Annotated in this window: 18 protein-coding genes and 1 pseudogene; 8 read left to right on the top strand and 11 right to left on the bottom strand. The window is 56.0% G+C overall.

Annotated features, from left to right (window positions below):
• Window positions 1-115: 115 nt before the first annotated feature.
• The gene (sigJ, locus tag LKR43_RS12390) at window positions 116-994 is read left to right on the top strand and encodes an RNA polymerase sigma factor SigJ (protein WP_227684380.1); all 879 of its coding nucleotides are present in this window, start codon (window positions 116-118) and stop codon (window positions 992-994) included.
• A 46-nt stretch (window positions 995-1,040) separates the two neighbouring features.
• Here sigJ and LKR43_RS12385 read toward each other — a convergent pair whose 3' ends face one another.
• From LKR43_RS12385 to LKR43_RS16230, 4 genes are all read right to left on the bottom strand, one after another.
• Window positions 1,041-1,505 (bottom strand): tripartite tricarboxylate transporter TctB family protein, encoded by a 465-nt coding sequence (locus LKR43_RS12385; RefSeq protein ID WP_227684379.1) that lies wholly within the window; start codon window positions 1,503-1,505, stop codon window positions 1,041-1,043.
• Complete coding sequence (locus LKR43_RS12380; protein WP_227684378.1) at window positions 1,502-3,016, bottom strand: tripartite tricarboxylate transporter permease; 1,515 nt, start codon at window positions 3,014-3,016, stop codon at window positions 1,502-1,504. The genes LKR43_RS12385 and LKR43_RS12380 overlap by 4 nt, the downstream gene beginning before the upstream one ends.
• An 84-nt stretch (window positions 3,017-3,100) precedes the next feature.
• Window positions 3,101-4,054, bottom strand: a complete 954-nt coding sequence (locus LKR43_RS12375) for a tripartite tricarboxylate transporter substrate binding protein (protein WP_227684377.1) — start codon at window positions 4,052-4,054, stop codon at window positions 3,101-3,103.
• A gap of 246 nt (window positions 4,055-4,300) precedes the next feature.
• Window positions 4,301-4,981, bottom strand: a complete 681-nt coding sequence (locus LKR43_RS16230) for a LytTR family DNA-binding domain-containing protein (protein WP_305080627.1) — start codon at window positions 4,979-4,981, stop codon at window positions 4,301-4,303.
• A gap of 242 nt (window positions 4,982-5,223) precedes the next feature.
• On the opposite strand from LKR43_RS16230, the gene LKR43_RS12360 reads away from it, so the two are divergent.
• Window positions 5,224-6,297 (top strand): sensor histidine kinase, encoded by a 1,074-nt coding sequence (locus LKR43_RS12360; protein ID WP_227684376.1) that lies wholly within the window; start codon window positions 5,224-5,226, stop codon window positions 6,295-6,297.
• Entirely contained in the window at window positions 6,275-6,847 is a 573-nt protein-coding gene (locus LKR43_RS12355; protein WP_227684375.1) for an SDR family NAD(P)-dependent oxidoreductase, read from the top strand. The genes LKR43_RS12360 and LKR43_RS12355 overlap by 23 nt, the downstream gene beginning before the upstream one ends.
• A gap of 48 nt (window positions 6,848-6,895) precedes the next feature.
• On the opposite strand, the gene iolB is transcribed toward LKR43_RS12355, so the two are convergent.
• Window positions 6,896-7,708, bottom strand: coding sequence for a 5-deoxy-glucuronate isomerase (gene iolB, locus LKR43_RS12350; protein ID WP_227684374.1), 813 nt, complete (start codon window positions 7,706-7,708; stop codon window positions 6,896-6,898).
• 8 nt (window positions 7,709-7,716) lie between these two features.
• On the bottom strand, window positions 7,717-9,678 hold the full coding sequence (gene iolC, locus LKR43_RS12345; RefSeq protein WP_227684373.1) for a 5-dehydro-2-deoxygluconokinase: 1,962 nt from the start codon (window positions 9,676-9,678) through the stop codon (window positions 7,717-7,719).
• Window positions 9,679-9,885: 207 nt separating this feature from the next.
• Here iolC and LKR43_RS12340 point away from each other — a divergent pair, with 207 nt between their 5' ends.
• Both LKR43_RS12340 and LKR43_RS12335 read left to right on the top strand, forming a co-directional pair.
• Entirely contained in the window at window positions 9,886-10,749 is an 864-nt protein-coding gene (locus tag LKR43_RS12340) for a MurR/RpiR family transcriptional regulator (RefSeq protein ID WP_227684372.1), read from the top strand.
• Window positions 10,750-10,770: 21 nt separating this feature from the next.
• Window positions 10,771-11,742, top strand: coding sequence for a tripartite tricarboxylate transporter substrate binding protein (locus LKR43_RS12335; protein ID WP_227684371.1), 972 nt, complete (start codon window positions 10,771-10,773; stop codon window positions 11,740-11,742).
• Between the two features lie 82 nt (window positions 11,743-11,824).
• Here LKR43_RS12335 and LKR43_RS12330 read toward each other — a convergent pair whose 3' ends face one another.
• From LKR43_RS12330 to LKR43_RS12320, 3 genes are read right to left on the bottom strand one after another with little or no spacing between them, the layout of a single operon-like run.
• Window positions 11,825-12,799, bottom strand: a complete 975-nt coding sequence (locus tag LKR43_RS12330) for a quinone oxidoreductase (protein ID WP_227684370.1) — start codon at window positions 12,797-12,799, stop codon at window positions 11,825-11,827.
• A 17-nt stretch (window positions 12,800-12,816) separates the two neighbouring features.
• Window positions 12,817-13,152, bottom strand: coding sequence for a branched-chain amino acid transporter permease (locus LKR43_RS12325; RefSeq protein ID WP_227684369.1), 336 nt, complete (start codon window positions 13,150-13,152; stop codon window positions 12,817-12,819).
• The gene (locus LKR43_RS12320; protein ID WP_227684368.1) at window positions 13,152-13,856 is read right to left on the bottom strand and encodes an AzlC family ABC transporter permease; all 705 of its coding nucleotides are present in this window, start codon (window positions 13,854-13,856) and stop codon (window positions 13,152-13,154) included. The genes LKR43_RS12325 and LKR43_RS12320 overlap by 1 nt, the downstream gene beginning before the upstream one ends.
• A gap of 197 nt (window positions 13,857-14,053) precedes the next feature.
• Between LKR43_RS12320 and LKR43_RS12315 the strand changes: the two genes are divergently transcribed.
• The 3 genes from LKR43_RS12315 to LKR43_RS12305 all read left to right on the top strand — a co-directional run bounded on the left by LKR43_RS12315 (window position 14,054) and on the right by LKR43_RS12305 (window position 15,618).
• On the top strand, window positions 14,054-14,590 hold the full coding sequence (locus tag LKR43_RS12315; protein WP_227684367.1) for a YcnI family protein: 537 nt from the start codon (window positions 14,054-14,056) through the stop codon (window positions 14,588-14,590).
• A gap of 103 nt (window positions 14,591-14,693) precedes the next feature.
• Entirely contained in the window at window positions 14,694-15,095 is a 402-nt protein-coding gene (locus LKR43_RS12310; protein WP_227684366.1) for a copper chaperone PCu(A)C, read from the top strand.
• A 13-nt stretch (window positions 15,096-15,108) separates the two neighbouring features.
• Window positions 15,109-15,618: a copper chaperone PCu(A)C gene (locus LKR43_RS12305; RefSeq protein WP_227684365.1), complete on the top strand. Its 510-nt coding sequence runs from the start codon at window positions 15,109-15,111 to the stop codon at window positions 15,616-15,618.
• A 152-nt stretch (window positions 15,619-15,770) separates the two neighbouring features.
• On the opposite strand, the gene thiC is transcribed toward LKR43_RS12305, so the two are convergent.
• The gene (thiC, locus tag LKR43_RS12300) at window positions 15,771-17,321 is read right to left on the bottom strand and encodes a phosphomethylpyrimidine synthase ThiC (protein ID WP_370632120.1); all 1,551 of its coding nucleotides are present in this window, start codon (window positions 17,319-17,321) and stop codon (window positions 15,771-15,773) included.
• Window positions 17,318-18,241: pseudogene (locus LKR43_RS12295) on the bottom strand (IS3 family transposase); the annotation flags it as partial. The pseudogene LKR43_RS12295 and the gene thiC, both read right to left, overlap by 4 nt.
• Window positions 18,242-18,344: the final 103 nt, after the last annotated feature.

The following is an 18,344-nucleotide window of genomic DNA, read 5'->3' as shown; positions in this document are numbered from 1 at the left end:
TTGGGTTAAGCATAAAGGTTAACCTATTGCCAGTTATTGTTGGGATGGCGTGTCACAAACTGCAGGACTTGATCGTCGTATAAAGAAACTTACCGATAGCCGAAAGGAAGGACTGATGACCGCAGCAGAGCCTACGAGCGTGTTCGAAGCCCAACGAAAATTTCTAGCCGGGCTCGCCTACCGGATTCTTGGGTCGGTTGCCGAAGCCGAAGATGCTGTGCACGATACCTATATCAAATGGAGCCAGGCTGAGCATGACCAGATTGAAAATCCGGCGGCATGGCTGACTACCGCCTGCACACGGCATTGCATAGACATGTTGCGATCCGCCCAGAGAGCGCGTCTGATCTATGTGGGAGCATGGCTGCCTGAACCCTTGCATGAGAGCGTTGAGCACACACCCGAAAGTGCGGTAGAGATGTCGTCATCGTTATCCGTGGCCTTTTTGCTTTTGCTGGAACGGCTCTCACCTAAAGAGCGGGCGGCCTACCTGTTGCACGAAATTTTCGATCGTTCTTATGTCGAAACTGCCGAGGCGCTGGGGGTGCAGGAAGCAACTTGCCGCAAGCTTGTATCCAGGGCACGGAGCAATATCGGTCGTCCGGAGGTGCGCAATGTCGTGCCCCGAGAGCGGCAGGAGGAGTTGCTCGCGGCATTCAGCCTGGCAATCGGAACCGGCGAGATTACTCAGCTGGCCGGGTTGATGTCGGACGACGTCGAATTGCGGGCAGACGGTGGGGGTAAGGTGGTCACATTGCCTGAACCGCTATTCGGCAAGGAAAGCGTATTGGACTTCATCGCGTCCCGACTCGGCGATTACTGGAAAGACTATATATGGCAAGCGGCTGACATAAACGGCATGCGTGGGGCGATTCTGCTTCAGCATGGTCGGGTCGTGGCCACGGTCTGCTTCTCCTGCGACACGCAAAACCGTCTGGTGGGTATCTATATTGTGCGCAATCCGGACAAGCTTTCTCAGCTCATACCGGATTGATGCCGGCGCCCACAAACAGAGCGCCGTGCTGGTGCATGTCGGGGCGCTAGAAAAGCCAGCCCGCCGGCAAGGGCACTTGCAGGGCAAATTTGAAGATGGAATATAGCGAGCCCAGCACAACCAGGCCCGACAGCCCATACAGGATCACCAGTCGAAGCGTCCAGCGGCCAAAATGCGAAATGACGAGCAATGCTGCAAAAGCCAGGACGCCAGATAGCAAAAAGCCAAGTGGTGCAAGCAAGAAAGCCCATGCAAGCATGGCGGCCATGACACCAAACCGGCGCATGCCAGAGCCCGGCTCATGTGTGCGGCGCGGCATAGGGCGTGTCCAGGCCATGACCAGATACAGGCAACTAAGCAGCACCATCATCCCGGCGACAACGCGTGGAAAGACGGCTCCCAGTGTTGAAAAGTCGTTCGACCAGTAAATGGCCGCCAGACCGACGACAATCAGCACAATGCAGCCAATGACCGAACCGATATCGACGCGCGATGCGGAATTGTTATTCATGCTCGCTCCTGTGCTTGCGCTGCCCGCCGTTGGGCCCGTCGTTTAATGATGTATGGATACAGCAGACCCAGAATAATGAAGGCAATAATTCCCAGGGAAATCGGCCGTCCGAAGAACTCGGCTGCGATGCTGCCCTTCGCACCACCAATCAGATAGCCTTGAACGAAGCCGTGTTCCGCGATTGGCCCCAGTATGATCCCCAGGACAATGGGAGAAGCAGTGAACCCGACACGTGCCAACCCCCATGCAAGGCAGCCCAGAACCACCATTTGCTGGACTTCGTATTCATTGTTGTTGATGGCGTAGCTACCCAATATGGTAAGAAATGCCACAGACGGCACCAGCATGGTCTTGGGTATGGCGATGATGGTTTTGAAGGCGTAGCGCCCGATGAACAGGCCGACCGGCAACATAATAAGGGTGGCCAGCACCAGCCCCCAGATAAATGTGTAGACGATGGCGCTTTGATCGTTGAACAGCGTGGGGCCGGTGCGTATGCCTTGTACCAGCAGGGCGCCTAATATGATCGCGTCGGGTGGTGTGCCCGGAATGCCCAGCACAAGCGTGGGGATGAGGCCGCCGCCGACCGTGGCATTATTGGCAGACTCGGTGGCAACGACGCCATCAGGTTCGCCCTTGCCGAAGTTGTCTCGTCTGGGAGAGACACGCTTGGCCTCGGAGTACGAGACCAAACCAGCAATGGAGCCACCTGCGCCGGGCAATATGCCTATGACCGTGCCGATCAACGAGCTGCGCACGACATTTGCTTTACCGCGCCGGATAAGGCCGACCGCCTCGGACAGACGATATCCGCGTACCTTCTCGGGTGTTTTCAGGTGTGGGGTGGCATTGGCGGCCAAATCGATAATCACGGGAACACAGTAGATGCCGATTAAAGCGGCGACCACATCGATGCCACCCAGCAGGCTTTGGAAATCGCCGACGTAACGAATGTCGCCACCCACTTCAGCTACACCCACCATCGCCAGCAGCATGCCAATACATCCGCCGATAAGGCCTTTGATTGTGCTGCCTTCGTCCAGCGATGCGATAAGCGTAAGCCCGAATATGGCGAGCCAAAAATACTCGATGGGCCCAAAGCTGAGTGCGACGGTGGCCAGAGGCGGGGCAAGCAGCATCAGGCAGAATGCACCCACCAGGCCACCCACTACCGAAGCCAGGCAAGCCAGCGTCATGGCAAGATCGCCATTGCCGCCCTTGGCCATAGGGAAACCATCAAAGGTGGTGGCAATGGATGACGGTGTGCCTGGGGTATTGAGCAAAATTGCCGCATAGGCGCCGCCGTAAATAGCACCCGTATAAATGGCGCCCAGTGTAATCAATGCCGATGTGGGAGGCATCACAAATGTAAACGGCACCAGCACTGCAATCGCCATGGTGGCGGTAAGCCCTGGCAGTGCGCCGATAACCGTGCCGGCCACTACGCCAGCCAGGGCCAGAAGAAGATTGATCGGCGTTATCGCTGCAGCCAGGAAAGATAGGTCGAACATATCGTTGGCTTAAAAAGAAGATGATGGTGATAGCCCGGCCGCTTACTCAAGGAGCGACCAAGCTACCGGGACCGATAGGTATATTTATTTCTTTGTAATGCCCATCTGTTTGGCCAACTCTCCGTACCGCTGTTTGATCTCGGTCATGAAGGCCGGCATCTCTTTGGGGCCGATATTGAGCATGGAAAACCCGTTGTCTTCCATCTTGGCGATGAAGTCGGGATCTTTGTTGATATCTTGCAGGATCTTGGTCAGCTTCTCTTGTATGGGAGCGGGCGTGGACTTGGGTAAGGCAATACCGCGGTAGGCCCCCCCGACCAGATCATAGCCAGACTCTTTGAAGGTAGGGCATTCGGGCAGCTTGGGATGGCGTTCCTCCATGGCCACGGCCAGGCAACGAACCTGATCGCCCAATTGCATTTTTACTGTGGTGTAACCCCAGCCAGCGTTGACCTGGTTGCCCAATATGGCCATATTGGCTTTGCCAGTACCCGAAAACGGAATATACGTGGTCTTGATGCCGGCCATCTTGTCAAAGCGTTGTTGTGCCAGATGGTTGGCCGAGTTTGTGCCTGAGCCAGACACGGTGGTAGCGCCAGGGGTTTTTTTTGCTGCTTCAATATATTCTTTCAGCGATTTGATGGGGCTGTCGGCCGGTACCAGCAGAGCATCTGGTGTTACGTGAAACCAGAATATCGTATTGATATCATCGGTTTGATATCCGACGTCTTTCTGAAGAGGCTGCAGCACAATATGCGGCAGATTCGTACCTATCATTGTGTAGCCATCGTCGGTCAGGCGGTTCATCTGGGACCAGACCACTGCGCCGCCACCGCCCGGCTTGTACTGAATGGCCAAACGCTGCCCGGTCAGTTTCTGAAATACGGGCTCTTGAAGACGCGCAGAAATGTCGGATTCGCCACCCGGGCCGAACGGAATGATGTAGTTGACTGTTCGATCGGGATACTCGGCCGCAGCCACACTCATACACGACGCAATAGCTACTGCGCCGGCGCAAAGTTTCCATGCATGTTTCATATGTTGTCTCCTTTTCCGCCTTTAGGCTGGTTGTATGTACAACTACTAAAACCGCTACTTATTTTTTTATATATGAGAGCCGACTTACCGCAGGGCTCGTCAAAGTATGCGGCAGATTGGGGTCCGCTGCAAACCATAGTATGCGTGAAAAGGTAGATGAGTCAACTATATGATCTATATCATGACAGTCATCTCAACGTCTTAAAGCCGATGAGCGGCTTAATGATTGTGTCTGGCAGACTGGGCCTAGGCCATGGCGCGTCGCAACCGTAGTGTTGCGTTGCGTCCCAGCACCACAGGTGCCACGTTGTTGATGAAGTTGACTTCGGTTTGCATACCCGGCTGATGCGTCAGATGAGCGATATGATCCAGGTTGATGATCAGCGAGCGGGATACCGGACAGAATGGCGGAGAGGGGAGCTGTGCCGCCAGGCGCTTTAAGGTGATGTGCATCAGCTCGTTGGCATGGGCAGCCCTGTGCAGGCGAACATAATCTCCTTCGGCTTGTATGACTGTTAGTTCCCTGACTTTAATCTGCCGCGTGCCGTTTCTGGTTCGGGAGGTCAGATAGTCGGTGGCGCGGGGCCTGAGCCGGTTCAGGGTCTGGGCAAGGCGATCGGGGTTGACCGGTTTGAGCAAGTAGTCGACCGCGTTGATGTCGAAAGCCTGTGTTGCATAATCGCTATGTGCGGTAACGAATACAACGCTGGGCGTGTGATCCAGCCCTTCAAGCAGCTCGAATGCTGTTCCTTGCGTAAGAATAATATCCAGGAAAATGACGTCTGGGCGATGTATGTGGATGAGCTTGCGTGCTTGATCTAGTGTGGCGGCTTCGCCTTCTATAAGGATATCTGGTGCGGCTTCAAGCAGCCGGCGCATATATCGCCGCGCTGGAGCTTCATCGTCAACAATCAGTACCCGCAGCATCCGGCTCCTTTGGGGTGTCCGGCGTGCCAGACATAGTTAGGCGGCTAGATTGCCAAGGCTGCACGTCTGATTTATGTCTGTTCGTCGACGGTAAATGCTGATTCGTCGAAAAATAGATGTTGTGCCGGTGCTTCTTTTATTTAATATCCATAATATAAATCATGTTTTGGCTCAAGTGAACAGCCAATGTGTGCGTGGGTTGATTTTTCCTGCAAGGCGTCTTCCGACGTTGCTCTATGACAATGACATTTGAAACTGGTGAGTCGGCTCGCAGGGTCCTTTCTGCAGGGTTTTGGCGCGCCCAGGTTGCCGGATGGCTGATTCTTCTCGTGCTCGGATTCTGCATACGCCTTGTGGTGTTCGGCAATATTGAGGCATCGCTATGGCTGACGCTGGTGATCGAGCCGCTGGCCTTTGCGCTGACCAGTGCTGCGGCAATATGGCATGTGCGCCATGCGCCCAGAGGCATCCCGCTGCCGATCGTGCTGCCTTGCGTCGTAATGCTGTGTGCGGCCGCCGCAGCCTTGCTGGCTGCGATCGGACAGACCGTATATGGGCTGTTCGATTTGGGAGAACTCACCATTACGCGCGGACACCAGTTCAGGCTGGGCGTCATTTACTACATGGGTATTCTGTCCATCTGGACACTGATTTATTTCGGTGTAGAGGCCGAACTGGCTGCACGCAACGAACGCATATCCAAGATGAAAGCCGAAACCCGTGCAGTACAGATCGAGCTGGAGCATCTGCAGACACAAATAGAACCGCACTTCCTTTTCAATGCCCTGAACACCCTCGTGGCAGAAATACCCGAACGGCCCCACATTGCCGAGGAAATGACACGCCGTCTGGCGGATTACTTGCGATACTCACTGGGCAATCGTGGCGATGGTATGTGTCGCATGAGCGAAGAACTGGCGGCTGCGGAATACTACATACGCATACAGGAACTGCGTTTTGACAAGCGCCTGGCATACCAAAGTCAGGTGGATCCCTCCACCTTGTCGGCCCTCATCCCGCACATGACCTTGCAAGGCCTGATAGAGAATGCGATCAAGCATGGTCATTGGAACGACGATGAGCCATTCCTGATCAACCTTCGTGTTGCCCGTCTGCATGAGTCGTTGATTATTGAGGTGGACAACCCCGGGCAATTACATACTTCGCAAGTGCGGGACAGGTACGGTCTGGGATTGAGCAACCTATGCCGTCGTCTGGATCTGCATTATCCAGGCCGCAACGAGTTCTCCCTGATTCAGACGGCGGGCAGAACCGTAGCGCGGCTTACCTTGCATGGTGAGCCGGCTTCGTTGTAGCGGGATTGATTTCAACAATATCGCTGACCAGAGATTGCAGCGTGTCGTGATCGATGCCGGGGCGCCGGCAAGTGCTGCCGGTGCAATTCAACGAGGTGAAGAGCATAAAGTCGACGTATTCGAGCACGTTGTAGCCGTCAATCTTACGGGCTCCATGCGTGTTTGCAGTGCCGCGCGCCCTTTGCTCGCATCCAGCAAAGGAACCATCGTCAATATTGCTTCCATGCTGACATTTTTTGGTGGCGCGCTGGTTCCAGGCTATGCGGCCAGCAAAGGCGGTGTTGCCCAACTGACCAAGTCGCTGGCACTGGCTTATGCCACTGACAACATTCGTGTCAATGCAATCGCCCCGGGCTGGATTGCCACGCAATTCACCCAGGGCGTACAGGACGATCCGGTACGAAATCGCGCCATTATCGACCGTACGCCTTTGCAGCGCTGGGGTACGCCAGAAGATATCGCGAAGGCGGTCATGTTCCTGTGCTCCGATGCCGCTGCCTTTATGACGGGTGCGATCGTGCCAGTTGATGGAGGTTATCTGACGGCCTGACGATGTTGGATGTCAATTTGTGGAACTTAAAAAACCTTAAGGCTCACATCAACTATTTTGCAGCATCCACTCGTGCTGAGGATCATTGTGAAAGTGCCACGCGCGTACCGGCCCGGCCATTACGTTCAGGTAGTACGAGGTATAGCCGTGAGGCACGACCACAGGATGATAGCCCCGGGGTACTTTGACGACATCATGGTCTTCGACACATAGCGTTTCGTCCAGGTCGCGCTCATCGGTATAGACGCGTTGGAAGGCAAAACCTTGTGAAGGATGCAGGCGATGGTAGTAGGTTTCTTCCAGCTGACTTTCCTGCGGAATAGCGTTGGCATCGTGCTTGTGCGGCGGGTAGCTGGATGAGTTGCCCGGCGGCGTAATGACTTCGACAACGAGCAGGCTATTGGCCGGCTCAGTTTCGGGCAGGATGTCACAGACATAGCGGGTGTTGGTGCCACTGCCGCGCACTGAGCGTTTCATTCGCCCGGGTTCGATCAGCCGGGTCGGCAGTGTGAGTGAGCCACTGGGTGCGCGCGCCACGGCTATCTCTGCCGTGCTGTTTCCGGTCAGTGTAGCCGTGGACTGCGCCGGCAAATAAACGGCATAGGGCGATTTTTCTTCAAAGACACTTTTGCGATCGCCGATGGCATCCCACTGCGCATCACCGCCTTCCCCATGGGTCGTTACCGATATTGTTCCGGACAGGATGACGATGCATATTTCGTTATCCGCGCTATCCAGAGTAAGCGTTTCATTTTCAGCCAGACGATATGCGGAAAAGCCCACATAGCTTAAGCCGCCGGCACCTAGGGGAACGTCTGTAATCAAGTGGCCCGGCTGAGCCGGAACTTTCAGCGTGGTCATGGTTCGTCCTAAACAGTTGCAATCGTTTGGTGGCGTGCTGAAGTCCACGCCGTGATCAGTGTTTCGAAATTGTTGCGTACTTGATGTACGAGTTCATCATCATTGATACGGCCTGCCAGCCAGGCTTCACTGGGGGCCTGGAAAATGGTCCGGCCGACGGTGAAGCCTTTACAGTATTGGCTTGCAGCAGCCAGGCCGAAGCCCGACGTGACGTCTTCCAGCGGCGCAGCCAGGCCCAGCAGCACGACGCCCTTGCAATAGGGGTCATTCGCATCAATCAGTGCGTCCAGCTTTTGCCAGCTTTCTGCCCTATGCAAGGCGCCAATCTTCCACCACTCTGGCTGTATTCCCAAGGCGTACAAGCGGGTTGCAGCGTGCAGAATTTGGGTGTCCGGGTCGAGTTGGGGGCTCGCCGGGGGAATGATCTCCAACAGTAAGTCATGCCCGCTCGCTTGTGCGGCATCGTATAGGCTTTTTATTTGAGTTTCTTGTTCGGTGCGCAGTGGCACAGGCTGTTCGGTATCGTAATTGATCAGGCATTTGATAATGTGTTCGCGTGGCCATGAAACGAGATTGGTGCCGATGCTGCGGCCATATTCAAAGCGTATTGGTAATGAGCCGGGTAGCTCCACCGGCCGCCCGATCCACCAGCCGCGGCCAGTGGCTGCGTTGAGCGCATCCTGGCCATAACGCTCGTCCGCCAGAATGCCGATGTCGGTGTTGGCATGCTCGCTGTGTTGCAACCATTGCTCCGTCTGGTCCACGGCTTTAACGAAAAGACGCTTCAGCTCGGGAATGCGTGCCACGTCAGCGTTGCAGCGTTGTGCGAGTTCCAGCATTTGGCTACGATGGTCGAAAGCAAATACGGCCAGGTCTTTCCATCGCCGTTGTTTTGCGCTGCTTCGGTGCAAGCGCTGCAGGCGGCGGTCATGCTCGAGCGGCTGACTCAGATCGGCCTCACCGAAGAAATAATCAAGCTCTGCCAAGGTGGGCATTGCGGGTGCACAACCATGGCGTGATACCACCAGCGCGCCGCAGGCGTTAGCAATGCGGCATGATGCCTCCCAGGATCGCCCCTCGAGCCAGCCTTTGAGCAGGCCCGACATAAAGGCATCCCCTGCGCCCAGTACGTTAAAGACGCTGACTTTGAACGTAGGATAGGTACTGGGCAGCTCGTGGGGAATCTCATGCTCGAAAACGTTGCACCCGTCGGCACCGCGCTTCAGGACGAGTGTTGCCTTCGTAACCGACCGCACTTGGTGCAAAGCAGCCAAGATATCCGAAGAGCCTCCGGCAATCATGAATTCCTCTTCAGTGCCGACTATCAGGTCGAACAAGGGCAGGACTTTCTGCAGATCCGACGATACCTTATCGCTGGCAACGTAGCGGTTCTCGCCGTCAGCCCGGGCGGTAAGGCCCCACAGAACCGGGCGATAGTCAATATCCAGGACGGTTTTTACGTCGTGTCTGCGCGCCGCTTGTAACGCAGCAAGACTGGTTTCTAGCACTTGCGGTGAGGAAAGATGGGTGCCGGTAATCAGCAAACCCTTTGCGGAGGCGATGTAATCATCGTCAAAATCAGCGGGTGATACGGCCATATCTGCACAATTTTCCCGATAGAAAATCAGCGGAAAGGTTTCCCTGTCTTTGATGCCCAGAAGGACTAGCGCCGTCAGGCGTTGCGGGTCGATCGCAATGTGGCTGGTGTCGCAGCCTTCGGCCTGCAGTGTTTCGATGAGAAATCGGCCCATGTGGTCATCGCCCACACGCGTCAGCATGGAGGACTTCAAGCCCAGTCTTGCTGTTCCGAAGGCGATGTTCCCGGACGAGCCGCCGAGATACTTGGCAAAACTGCTGCTGTCTTCAAGGCGTGCCCCGACCTGCTGAGAATACAGGTCGACGGCAAGCCTGCCCAGACAAATGAGATCCAGGGGACGCTGCGAGGTCTCGGAATGTGTAGCGTGTTTCATGGCGAATTCTTTAAGTCGGAAGGCCTGTCTTCGGCGAACGGGCAGCAGATTGGAACGATATGAAAGAGAGTACTTTACGGGTTTTCCTGTTTTATTTCAAATAATTTTCTATTTCTTTTTAAAATAGAAAAATTGTTGTATTATGGCCGGCAAGCTCGGCAGCCGTAACATTGGCGCCAATGAGACGACCATAAGGGGCAAACGACTATGAAGCCAAATGCAGATCAGCGCGTGTTTCTCGATGCGGTCACGGAGCAGTTTCCTAAGCTGCCCAAGCAACTGCAGCGCATTGCCGTCTATCTCGAGAGCCATCAGGCCCAAATCGCATTCCAGCGGGTGCAGGATATTGCCGGCGCTTGTGCCGTGCAGCCCTCAGCCGTTGTGCGCTTCGCGCAGCGCTTCGGATTCTCCGGCTATAGCGAGCTTCAAGGCGTGTTTCGCGACGCGATGCGCGCCAGCGACGCTTCACCGGTTAGCTATGCCGAACGCATACGCAGGGAAATGGCAAGTGGAGCGCCAGATTCCGGCGCCATGTTGGCTCATTCATTCATCCAGGCGAGTAAAGACGGTCTGGATGAGCTGTCGGGGGAGTTGGACGATCAGGCCTTCGAGCGCGCCGTTGAGCTGCTTGCCACCACACGCGACATCTATGTAGTGGGCATGGGCCGGTCACTATCGGTGGCGGCCTATCTGGTCTATGCCTTGCGCAATCTGAGCAAGCGCACGCATTTTGTGTCGGGTATGGGCAGCACGCCAACGCTGGCCGTTCGCACCATGGAGCCTGGCGATACATTGCTGGCTATTACCGCAGCCCCGTACGCACCGGAAACCACAAAATGCCTGGAGCAGGCCCGGGCATGCGGTGCAAACATCTTGTTGATTACTGATACATCGCTCGCGCCGATCTGTCCGCTGGCCAATGTTGTGTTGTTTACCAGGGAACACACTGCATTCGGCTTCAGGACACTTACCTCGACGATTTGTTTGGCCCAGGCACTATTCATTGCCTTGGCCTACCGCCTCGAACAACATTCAGCCATCGAGTATGGCCATGAGAAATCGACTTTCTGACTTTTTTTATTGGAGACAAACTTGAACAAGACCTTATTCAAACTGATTGGCGCGCTGTCGGCCGCAGCACTCATGCATACCGCCGCAGCCGGGGATTTTCCTGATCGCACCATGCGTTGGGTTGTGCCTTATGCTGCAGGCGGCACGACCGATGTGATGGCGCGTCATTTGGCCAACGAAATGGGCTCATCTCTAGGTCAGACGATAGTCATCGACAACAAGCCCGGCGCCGCCAGCATTATCGGTGCGACGCAGATCGCCCGCGCGACGCCTGATGGATACACATTCGGTACGGCCGATTCGGGTACCCTCGCGTTTAATCCCGCGCTTTATACTGAACTGACCTATGACGTCAAAACGGACTTCACCTTCATTGGCGGATTGGGGCGTATGCCGCTGGTCCTGGCGGTGAACCCAGAATTCCCAGCCAAGAATCTGCAGGAATTCATGGACATCGTACGCAAGCAGCCGGGGAAGGTCACCTCTGCGTCTTCCGGGCATGGCTCGCCGTTGCATGTAGCGCTTGAACTATTCAATCAGCGCGAAAATGTAGACCTGCTTCATGTCCCCTACAAAGGGTCGGCACCCGCTTTGCAGGATCTCATGAGCGGACAGGTGGAATCCATGTTTGTGGATTTACCGCCATCCATACAAATGATCAATGCAGGCAAGCTCAGGGTGCTGGCTGTGGCAACCCCCACGCGCCTTAGCGTGTTGCCTGATGTGCCGACTTTTGACGAACTAGGAATCAAGGGTTTCGAGGCCTATGCCTGGCAGGGTTTCGTGGCGCCTAAAGATACGCCTGATGACATCGTCAACAAGTTGAGTGGTGCGCTGAATAACGCGCTCAAGAGCGATGTCATTATCGAGAAATTCGACTTGCTGGGCATACAGCCAATGCCTATGAGCCCGGAGGAGTTCGCAGCATTTGCGAAGAGTGAAGGCCAGATGTGGGGCGACGTGATCCGCAAGGCTGGCATCAAGCTCGACTAATCGGTAGCAATGGGATGGACACCTCCACCCGTAACGACATTAATGTGCCATGGTAGAGGTGTTAATCCAACAGATTGGTGGCTCAAGGAACCAGAACCAGCGCATGCTGCCGATCGCGTGATTCCAGACTGTGGTGCGCCTGAGCAGCTTCTGACAGAGCAAAGCGTTGAATGGGTGAAGGCTGAAGGGTGCCGTCTTGAAAGGCTGTGAATAAGGCTTGTGCAGCCTGGCGACGGCGCGCGATATCACGAAAATGCACGAATACGTTCAGGCGAGAAACAGAATTCGATTTGGGGAACAGTTGAGATATCTCGAACGGAGGAATCGGGCCGGAGGACTGTCCGAAATTGGCCAGATGGCCAGAGGGCGCCAGGCAGGCCAGTGAGCCAGCGAATGTATCCTTGCCGACCGAATCATAGGCGACCTGAACGCCTTTGCTGTCAGTGATTTCTTGCACGCGTGGCACAAAGTCTTTTTCACGATAGAGCACGATATGTGAACACCCATAACGGCGTGCAGATTCCGCTTTTTCTGCAGAGCCTACTGTGCCAATGACGGTGGCGCCGGCAGCGGCCGCCCACTGGCACAGCAAGGAGCCTACGCCGCCGGCCGCAGCATGAACCAACACGGTGTCGCCGGGTTTGACAGTATAGACCTCATGCGCGAGTGCGTATGAAGTCAGGCCCTTGAGCAGGTGCGAGGCCGCGAGCTCGAAAGAGATTGCTTCGGGCAAGGGAATCAACTGCTCTTGTGAAATGACGCGCCCGCTGGCATAGCCTCCGTAAAGGCTGGTGAAGTAGGCCACACGGTCACCCTCTCTGAAGTGTTCGACGCCGGCCCCTGTCGCGGTGACGACGCCGGCCGCTTCCAGGCCGGGAATGCCAGGCAAGGGTAAGGTTTTGTACAGGCCGGAGCGCACGTAGACGTCGTGGAAATTGACCCCAATGGCTTCGTGACGGACCTGGACTTCGCCAGGGCTGGGCTCAGGAACGTTGATGCTTTCTAAATTGAGTTGCTCGGGGCGGCCTGCTTCACGCAGGACAATGGCGGTATGCATATTTATCCTTTGGTTCACTAAGAAACGAATGCCAGCAGATTATTGCGCATGACCACGTATACAAACGTGCCGGCCGCAATGCTGACCAGGGGATTTCTTGTTTTCCATTGCGCCAGCACAGTCAGTGCGAGCGCAGCCAGCTCCGGCCAGGGTTTGGCAGCGTGCTGGCCGGCCAGGCCAACCACGGAATGCAGCACCAGCAATGTCATGATGGCCAGCGGCAGGAATCGCCCAAGGTGCCTGATCAAAGGGTTGTTGCGCAGCCATTGCGCCGCAAAAAACGGTATGGCGCGCAGTGCGAATGTGACTGCAGCCATGGCGGCAAGTACGCCCAGCACATAAAGGGTTTCCATTAAGCTCCCCTCCGGTCTGCGCGAGGCCGGCAGAACATGCCTGCGGCAATGGACAGCGCAATCGCGATCACCAGGGCGTGTGCCGGTGCAACAGCGTAGGCCAAGGCATAGGATACCAATGCCGTCCAGAGTGGAAGCGGGGAGGTTTTAATACGCCACTGCTCCACGGCCAGCACGGCAAACAGCGCGGCAAGCACGAAGTCCAGACCCGATAAAGGCAGTTGAGCCTGTGCGCCAATGATGGCGCCGATAGCCGTTCCCAACACCCACCAGATATGGTTCAGGGCAGCAATGCCAAGCAGCTGGCGCGCCGGGGTACCGGTGGGCAAAGTGGTCAGTACAGAGTATGTTTCGTCGGTAAGGGCAAACACCATATACCAGCGGGGCAGTTTTGATTGTGGAAACTTGCCCAGCAATGACAGCCCATAAAACATATGGCGCAGATTGATGATCAGCGTGGCCAGGGCAATGGAGCTCACGGGCAGTCCTGCGGCGATCATGGGAATCATCATGTATTGCGCAGCGCCTGCATAGACAACAATGCTGGCCAGGACGGCCAGCCACGCCGTTGCACCGGCTTGTACGAACAGAAATCCAAATACCATGCCCAGGGGCATATACCCCATGGCAACGGGCATGGTAAGCGTCCATACCGAAGAAAGCGCGGCAGATTCTTCAGGTGTTCTAGGGGAGGGGGATGTCATGCTGAAAACTGGATGGGGGCGGTATGGTTGGATACCAACGGTAAAACATACCGTGTCATTATGCCTCATGCCGCCGATGTCCGCGCTGGGTCCGCCACTGGGCTCACGTGCTCCCCCTTCAAACCTCGGTTGATTTTTCGTAAGTGATCGTGCTTGACCCGGTCACTTTCCAACGATTTCATTCCCGAGGTTTTTTCATGTCCATTCTTCGCGTTCGCACGCGTGCCACCGTCATGCTGGCCGCATTCTTTCTCGCCCCTGCGGCGTACTCGCACGTAACGCTTCAAATCAAGCAAGCGTCGGCAGACAGCGGCTACAAAGCCGTTTTCAGCGTTCCGCACGGCTGCAAAGGTTCACCCACCACAAAAATCCGCGTCCGTGTCCCTGAAGGGGTCGTCGGCGTCAAGCCTCAACCCAAGGCCGGGTGGACGCTTCAGACTGTCAAAGGCGATTACGCCAAGCCCTACACACAATACGGCGCCAAGGTCACGTCAGGCGTCAAAGAGGTGATCTGGTCAGGCGGCCCGCTGCTGGACGAACACTACGACGAATTCGTCTTTGTAGGCTACCTGAGCGGCGAATCGGCGCCTGATACCACGCTGTACTTTCCTGTCGTACAAGAGTGCGAACAGGGTGTGGCGCGCTGGATCGACCTGCCTTCAGCCAATAAGAAAGCGCCAGATGACCATTCCGATTCTCCCGCACCGGGACTGACGCTGCTGCCCAAGCAGTAGCCACCCACACTGGTGGCCGATGCCTCAAAGAGCGCGTCGGCTATGAAGGGAGACCCTCGCCACCGCCGGCGTGCTGCTCGTAGCCGCAAGCGCTCACGCCCAAGTGACCGTCGACGAACCTTGGGTTCGCGCCACCGTGGCGCAGCAACAGGCCACAGGAGCCTTTATGCGCCTTTCCTCCAAGGCGGACAGCGCCCTCGTGCAGGCCGACTCACCGGCCGCTCAACATGTCGAGATTCATGAAATGATCATGGAGAACGATGTCATGAAGATGCGCCAAATTCCTCGGCTGGCATTGCCCGCTGGACAAGCCGTCGAACTCAAGCCTGGCGGCTACCACATCATGCTGATCGATCTGAAGACGCAAGTTCACGAAGGCAACCATGTTCCCATGACGTTGACCTTTGAGAGTCCTGACGGCAAGCGTGAGACGGTCAACATTGAAGCCCCCGTGCGCCCATTGACCAGCGGCGCGCCAAGCGGTGGCCACCATAACAAGCACTAAAACAGGAAAAACCATGAAGTACGCATTCAAGCTCCTCGTGGCGGCGTTCGCCGCCGCCACCTCCCTGTCCGCACAGGCCCACGCTGGGCATGATCACCCTGCGCACCCGCATCCGGGGCAATCCAGTTTCGGCGATGCGGCCACTGCCGCCGCGCCCGAAGGTGTCACAGTCACGAACTGCTGGATCCGCGCATTGCCTAACCGCTTGCCATCGGCCGCCTATTTCACGCTGAGCAACGGCGGCGACCGTGATGTCGTGCTCGTCGGCGCGCAGTCCAAAGCCTTCGGCAAAGTCATGCTGCATGCCAGCAAGACCGTGACCGGCATGGCTGCCATGGTGCACACGGACAAGATCGAGGTGCCGGCCAGCGGCAGCTTCGAGTTCGCGCCTGGGGGCCATCACGTTATGCTTGAAAAGCCAACCTCGACATTGAAAATCGGAGAAACCTTGCCGATAACATTGTGGTTCGAGCAGGGTCGCGCGATTACAATGGACTGCGCGATTCGATCAGCGGCTGGTTGATTTAACGATGAATAGACCAGAACGACAAGTGTTTCTGGCCTCCGCTATTCAGGCACAGCCATGTCGTTCTGACGAATATTTAGATTGAGCTGCGTGAAAGATTTCGCCTCGCTTTTGCCCTCACACAACCGCAGGTGGACTCCTTGCGCCGTCTATGATTGATGGTAAATTCGGGCTCCTTTTTGTACGAACTCGATCGCTTTCTCCTGCATGCCGTGTTGCACAGCTTCGTCTGTAGACATGCCTTTTTGCTTGGCATATTCGCGTACGTCCTGGGTTATTTTCATGCTGCAGAAATGCGGGCCGCACATTGAGCAAAAATGGGCCACCTTCATCGACTCTTTGGGCAGGGTTTCATCATGGAAGTCCCGGGCCGTGTCTGGATCCAAACCCAAGTTGAACTGGTCTTCCCAACGGAACTCGAAACGCGCCTTGGACAAAGCGTTGTCACGAATAGCCGCGCCGGGGTGACCCTTGGCCAGGTCGGCCGCATGCGCTGCGATTTTGTATGTGATGATGCCGTCCTTGACATCTTTTTTATTAGGCAGACCCAGATGCTCTTTGGGCGTCACGTAGCACAGCATGGCGGTACCGTACCAGCCGATCAACGCCGCGCCGATGCCCGACGTGATGTGGTCGTATCCGGGGGCAATGTCCGTGGCCAGCGGCCCAAGCGTATAAAAAGGCGCCTCATGGCAATGCTTGAGCTGCATGTCCATGTTTTCCTTGATCAGGTGCATGGGAACATGCCCGGGGCCTTCGACCATGACCTGCACATCGTGCTTCCAGGCAAGCTGGGTCAGTTCGCCAAGCGTTTTAAGTTCGGCGAATTGCGCCTCGTCGTTGGCATCATAGCCCGACCCGGGGCGCAGTCCATCGCCGAGTGAAAAGCTGATGTCGTAGGCCTTCATGATTTCGCAGATGTCTTCGAAGCGCTCGTAAATGAAGCTTTCTTTGTGGTGGGCAAGGCACCATTTGGCCATGATGGAGCCACCGCGAGAGACAATGCCGGTCATACGCTCGGCAGTCATCGGAATAAAGGGCAGTCGGACGCCCGCATGGATCGTGAAATAGTCCACACCTTGCTCGGCTTGCTCGACCAAAGTGTCGCGAAAAATTTCCCATGTCAGCTCTTCGGCCTTGCCGTCCACCTTCTCTAGGGCTTGATAAATAGGCACCGTACCGACGGGCACGGGCGATTTGCGGGTGATCCATTCGCGCGTCTCGTGAATGTTCTTGCCTGTGGACAGGTCCATGACCGTATCGCCGCCCCAGCGTATCGCCCAGGTCATTTTTTCGACTTCTTCCTGAATACTGGAGCCAAGCGCCGAATTGCCGATGTTCGCATTGATTTTCACCAGAAAATTCCTGCCTATGATCATAGGTTCGCTTTCAGGGTGATTGATATTGGCGGGAATAATGGCTCGGCCTCGCGCGACCTCATCGCGTACGAATTCAGGTGTAATCGACTCTGGAATAGCGGCGCCAAACGACTGCCCCGCGTGTTGGTGCAACATGCGGGCGACCCGCTTTTCACCTTCCGGCCCGCTGGCGCGTAGCGTTTCGATATAGTGCTCGCGCCGCAAGTTCTCGCGTATGGCGATGAATTCCATTTCCGGCGTGATTATTCCTCGGCGCGCATAATGCATTTGCGTCACGTTGATGTTGCCCTCGAATTTCGTAGTCCTTAGCTCCGAGGTTATGCAGCGATTTTATGCTGTGCTGCACGCCAGCGTTTCTCATAGTCCATGGGGCTGAGATATCCTAGAGTCGAATGAAGACGGCGATGGTTGTAGAAGGTGATCCAGTCCATGATCACGGCCTTGGCATCCTGATGTGTGGCAAATGTCCCGCTATGCAGAGTAGCCGCCTTTAAACGTGCCCAGAAGCTTTCTGTGGGAGCGTTATCCCAACAATCGCCTTTGCGGCTCATCGAAGAACGAGTCTGGCAATCTTTAAGCGCCTGCTGGAATTCATGACTACAGCCCTGACTGCCACGGTCGCTGTGGAAGATCAACCCTGTACTGGGGCGGCGTCAGAACCAGGCCATCAGGAAGGCTTCTTTGACCAACTCGGTCTGCATGTGCGGCTTCAGGCTCCAGCCCACTACATGCCGGCTGAACAGATCGATCACTGCTGCCAGATACAACCAACCTTCTGCGGTGCGGATGTAAGTGATGTCACCTGCCCACACCTGATTCGGAGCCCCGGCGTTGAATTGACGGCTCACCAGATTCGGGGCTATCGGCAAGGTGTGCCGACTGTCCGTGGTAACCATAAACCGGCGTTTCGTTTTTGCGCGTATGCCATGACGTTTCATCAACAGGCGCACGCGCTCTTTTCCCACCCTGACACCTCGGTTGGATAGCTCCCTGTGCATCCGGGGCCAGCCATATTCGCCCTTGACCTCGGCATGTATGGCGCGGATGTGGGCCAACACGCATGGCTCGCCAAGCCTGGAGCTCGAGACGCGTGGCGATCTGCCATTCTGCCGGCGCTGCCAGCCAAAATAGCCACTCTCACTAACTCCCAAGACCCGGCACATTGCCCGAATGGGCCAGCATGATTTCATTTTTTGAATCCAGGCGTACCTTGCAGCGTGTCCTGCGCAAAGTACGCCGCGGTGGGTTCAATGGGTGGTTGCAACAGCCTCGCTTAGTTTATCTGCCGGGGATCTGAAGTCCAAGGTTTTTCTAGGCCTTTCATTGAGCCGTGCTGCGATTTTG

Source organism: Pusillimonas sp. MFBS29 (genome assembly GCF_020687695.1).
Taxonomy (GTDB): Bacteria; Pseudomonadota; Gammaproteobacteria; order Burkholderiales; family Burkholderiaceae_B; genus Pusillimonas_C.
Note: the sequence above shows the minus strand (reverse complement) of the source record. Positions and strands in the feature narration are given on the sequence as shown.

Coding starts and splice junctions, on each gene's coding strand:
- LKR43_RS12320 (WP_227684368.1), bottom strand. CDS start 13,856: ATGACATCCCCCTCCCCTAGAACACCTGAAGAATCTGCCGCGCTTTCT.
- LKR43_RS12305 (WP_227684365.1), top strand. CDS start 15,109: ATGAAGTACGCATTCAAGCTCCTCGTGGCGGCGTTCGCCGCCGCCACC.
- LKR43_RS12315 (WP_227684367.1), top strand. CDS start 14,054: ATGTCCATTCTTCGCGTTCGCACGCGTGCCACCGTCATGCTGGCCGCA.
- LKR43_RS12385 (WP_227684379.1), bottom strand. CDS start 1,505: ATGAATAACAATTCCGCATCGCGCGTCGATATCGGTTCGGTCATTGGC.
- LKR43_RS12355 (WP_227684375.1), top strand. CDS start 6,275: ATGGTGAGCCGGCTTCGTTGTAGCGGGATTGATTTCAACAATATCGCT.
- iolC (WP_227684373.1), bottom strand. CDS start 9,678: ATGAAACACGCTACACATTCCGAGACCTCGCAGCGTCCCCTGGATCTC.
- LKR43_RS12340 (WP_227684372.1), top strand. CDS start 9,886: ATGAAGCCAAATGCAGATCAGCGCGTGTTTCTCGATGCGGTCACGGAG.
- iolB (WP_227684374.1), bottom strand. CDS start 7,708: ATGACCACGCTGAAAGTTCCGGCTCAGCCGGGCCACTTGATTACAGAC.
- LKR43_RS12360 (WP_227684376.1), top strand. CDS start 5,224: ATGACATTTGAAACTGGTGAGTCGGCTCGCAGGGTCCTTTCTGCAGGG.
- LKR43_RS12325 (WP_227684369.1), bottom strand. CDS start 13,152: ATGGAAACCCTTTATGTGCTGGGCGTACTTGCCGCCATGGCTGCAGTC.
- sigJ (WP_227684380.1), top strand. CDS start 116: ATGACCGCAGCAGAGCCTACGAGCGTGTTCGAAGCCCAACGAAAATTT.
- LKR43_RS12375 (WP_227684377.1), bottom strand. CDS start 4,054: ATGAAACATGCATGGAAACTTTGCGCCGGCGCAGTAGCTATTGCGTCG.
- LKR43_RS16230 (WP_305080627.1), bottom strand. CDS start 4,981: ATGCTGCGGGTACTGATTGTTGACGATGAAGCTCCAGCGCGGCGATAT.
- LKR43_RS12380 (WP_227684378.1), bottom strand. CDS start 3,016: ATGTTCGACCTATCTTTCCTGGCTGCAGCGATAACGCCGATCAATCTT.
- LKR43_RS12330 (WP_227684370.1), bottom strand. CDS start 12,799: ATGCATACCGCCATTGTCCTGCGTGAAGCAGGCCGCCCCGAGCAACTC.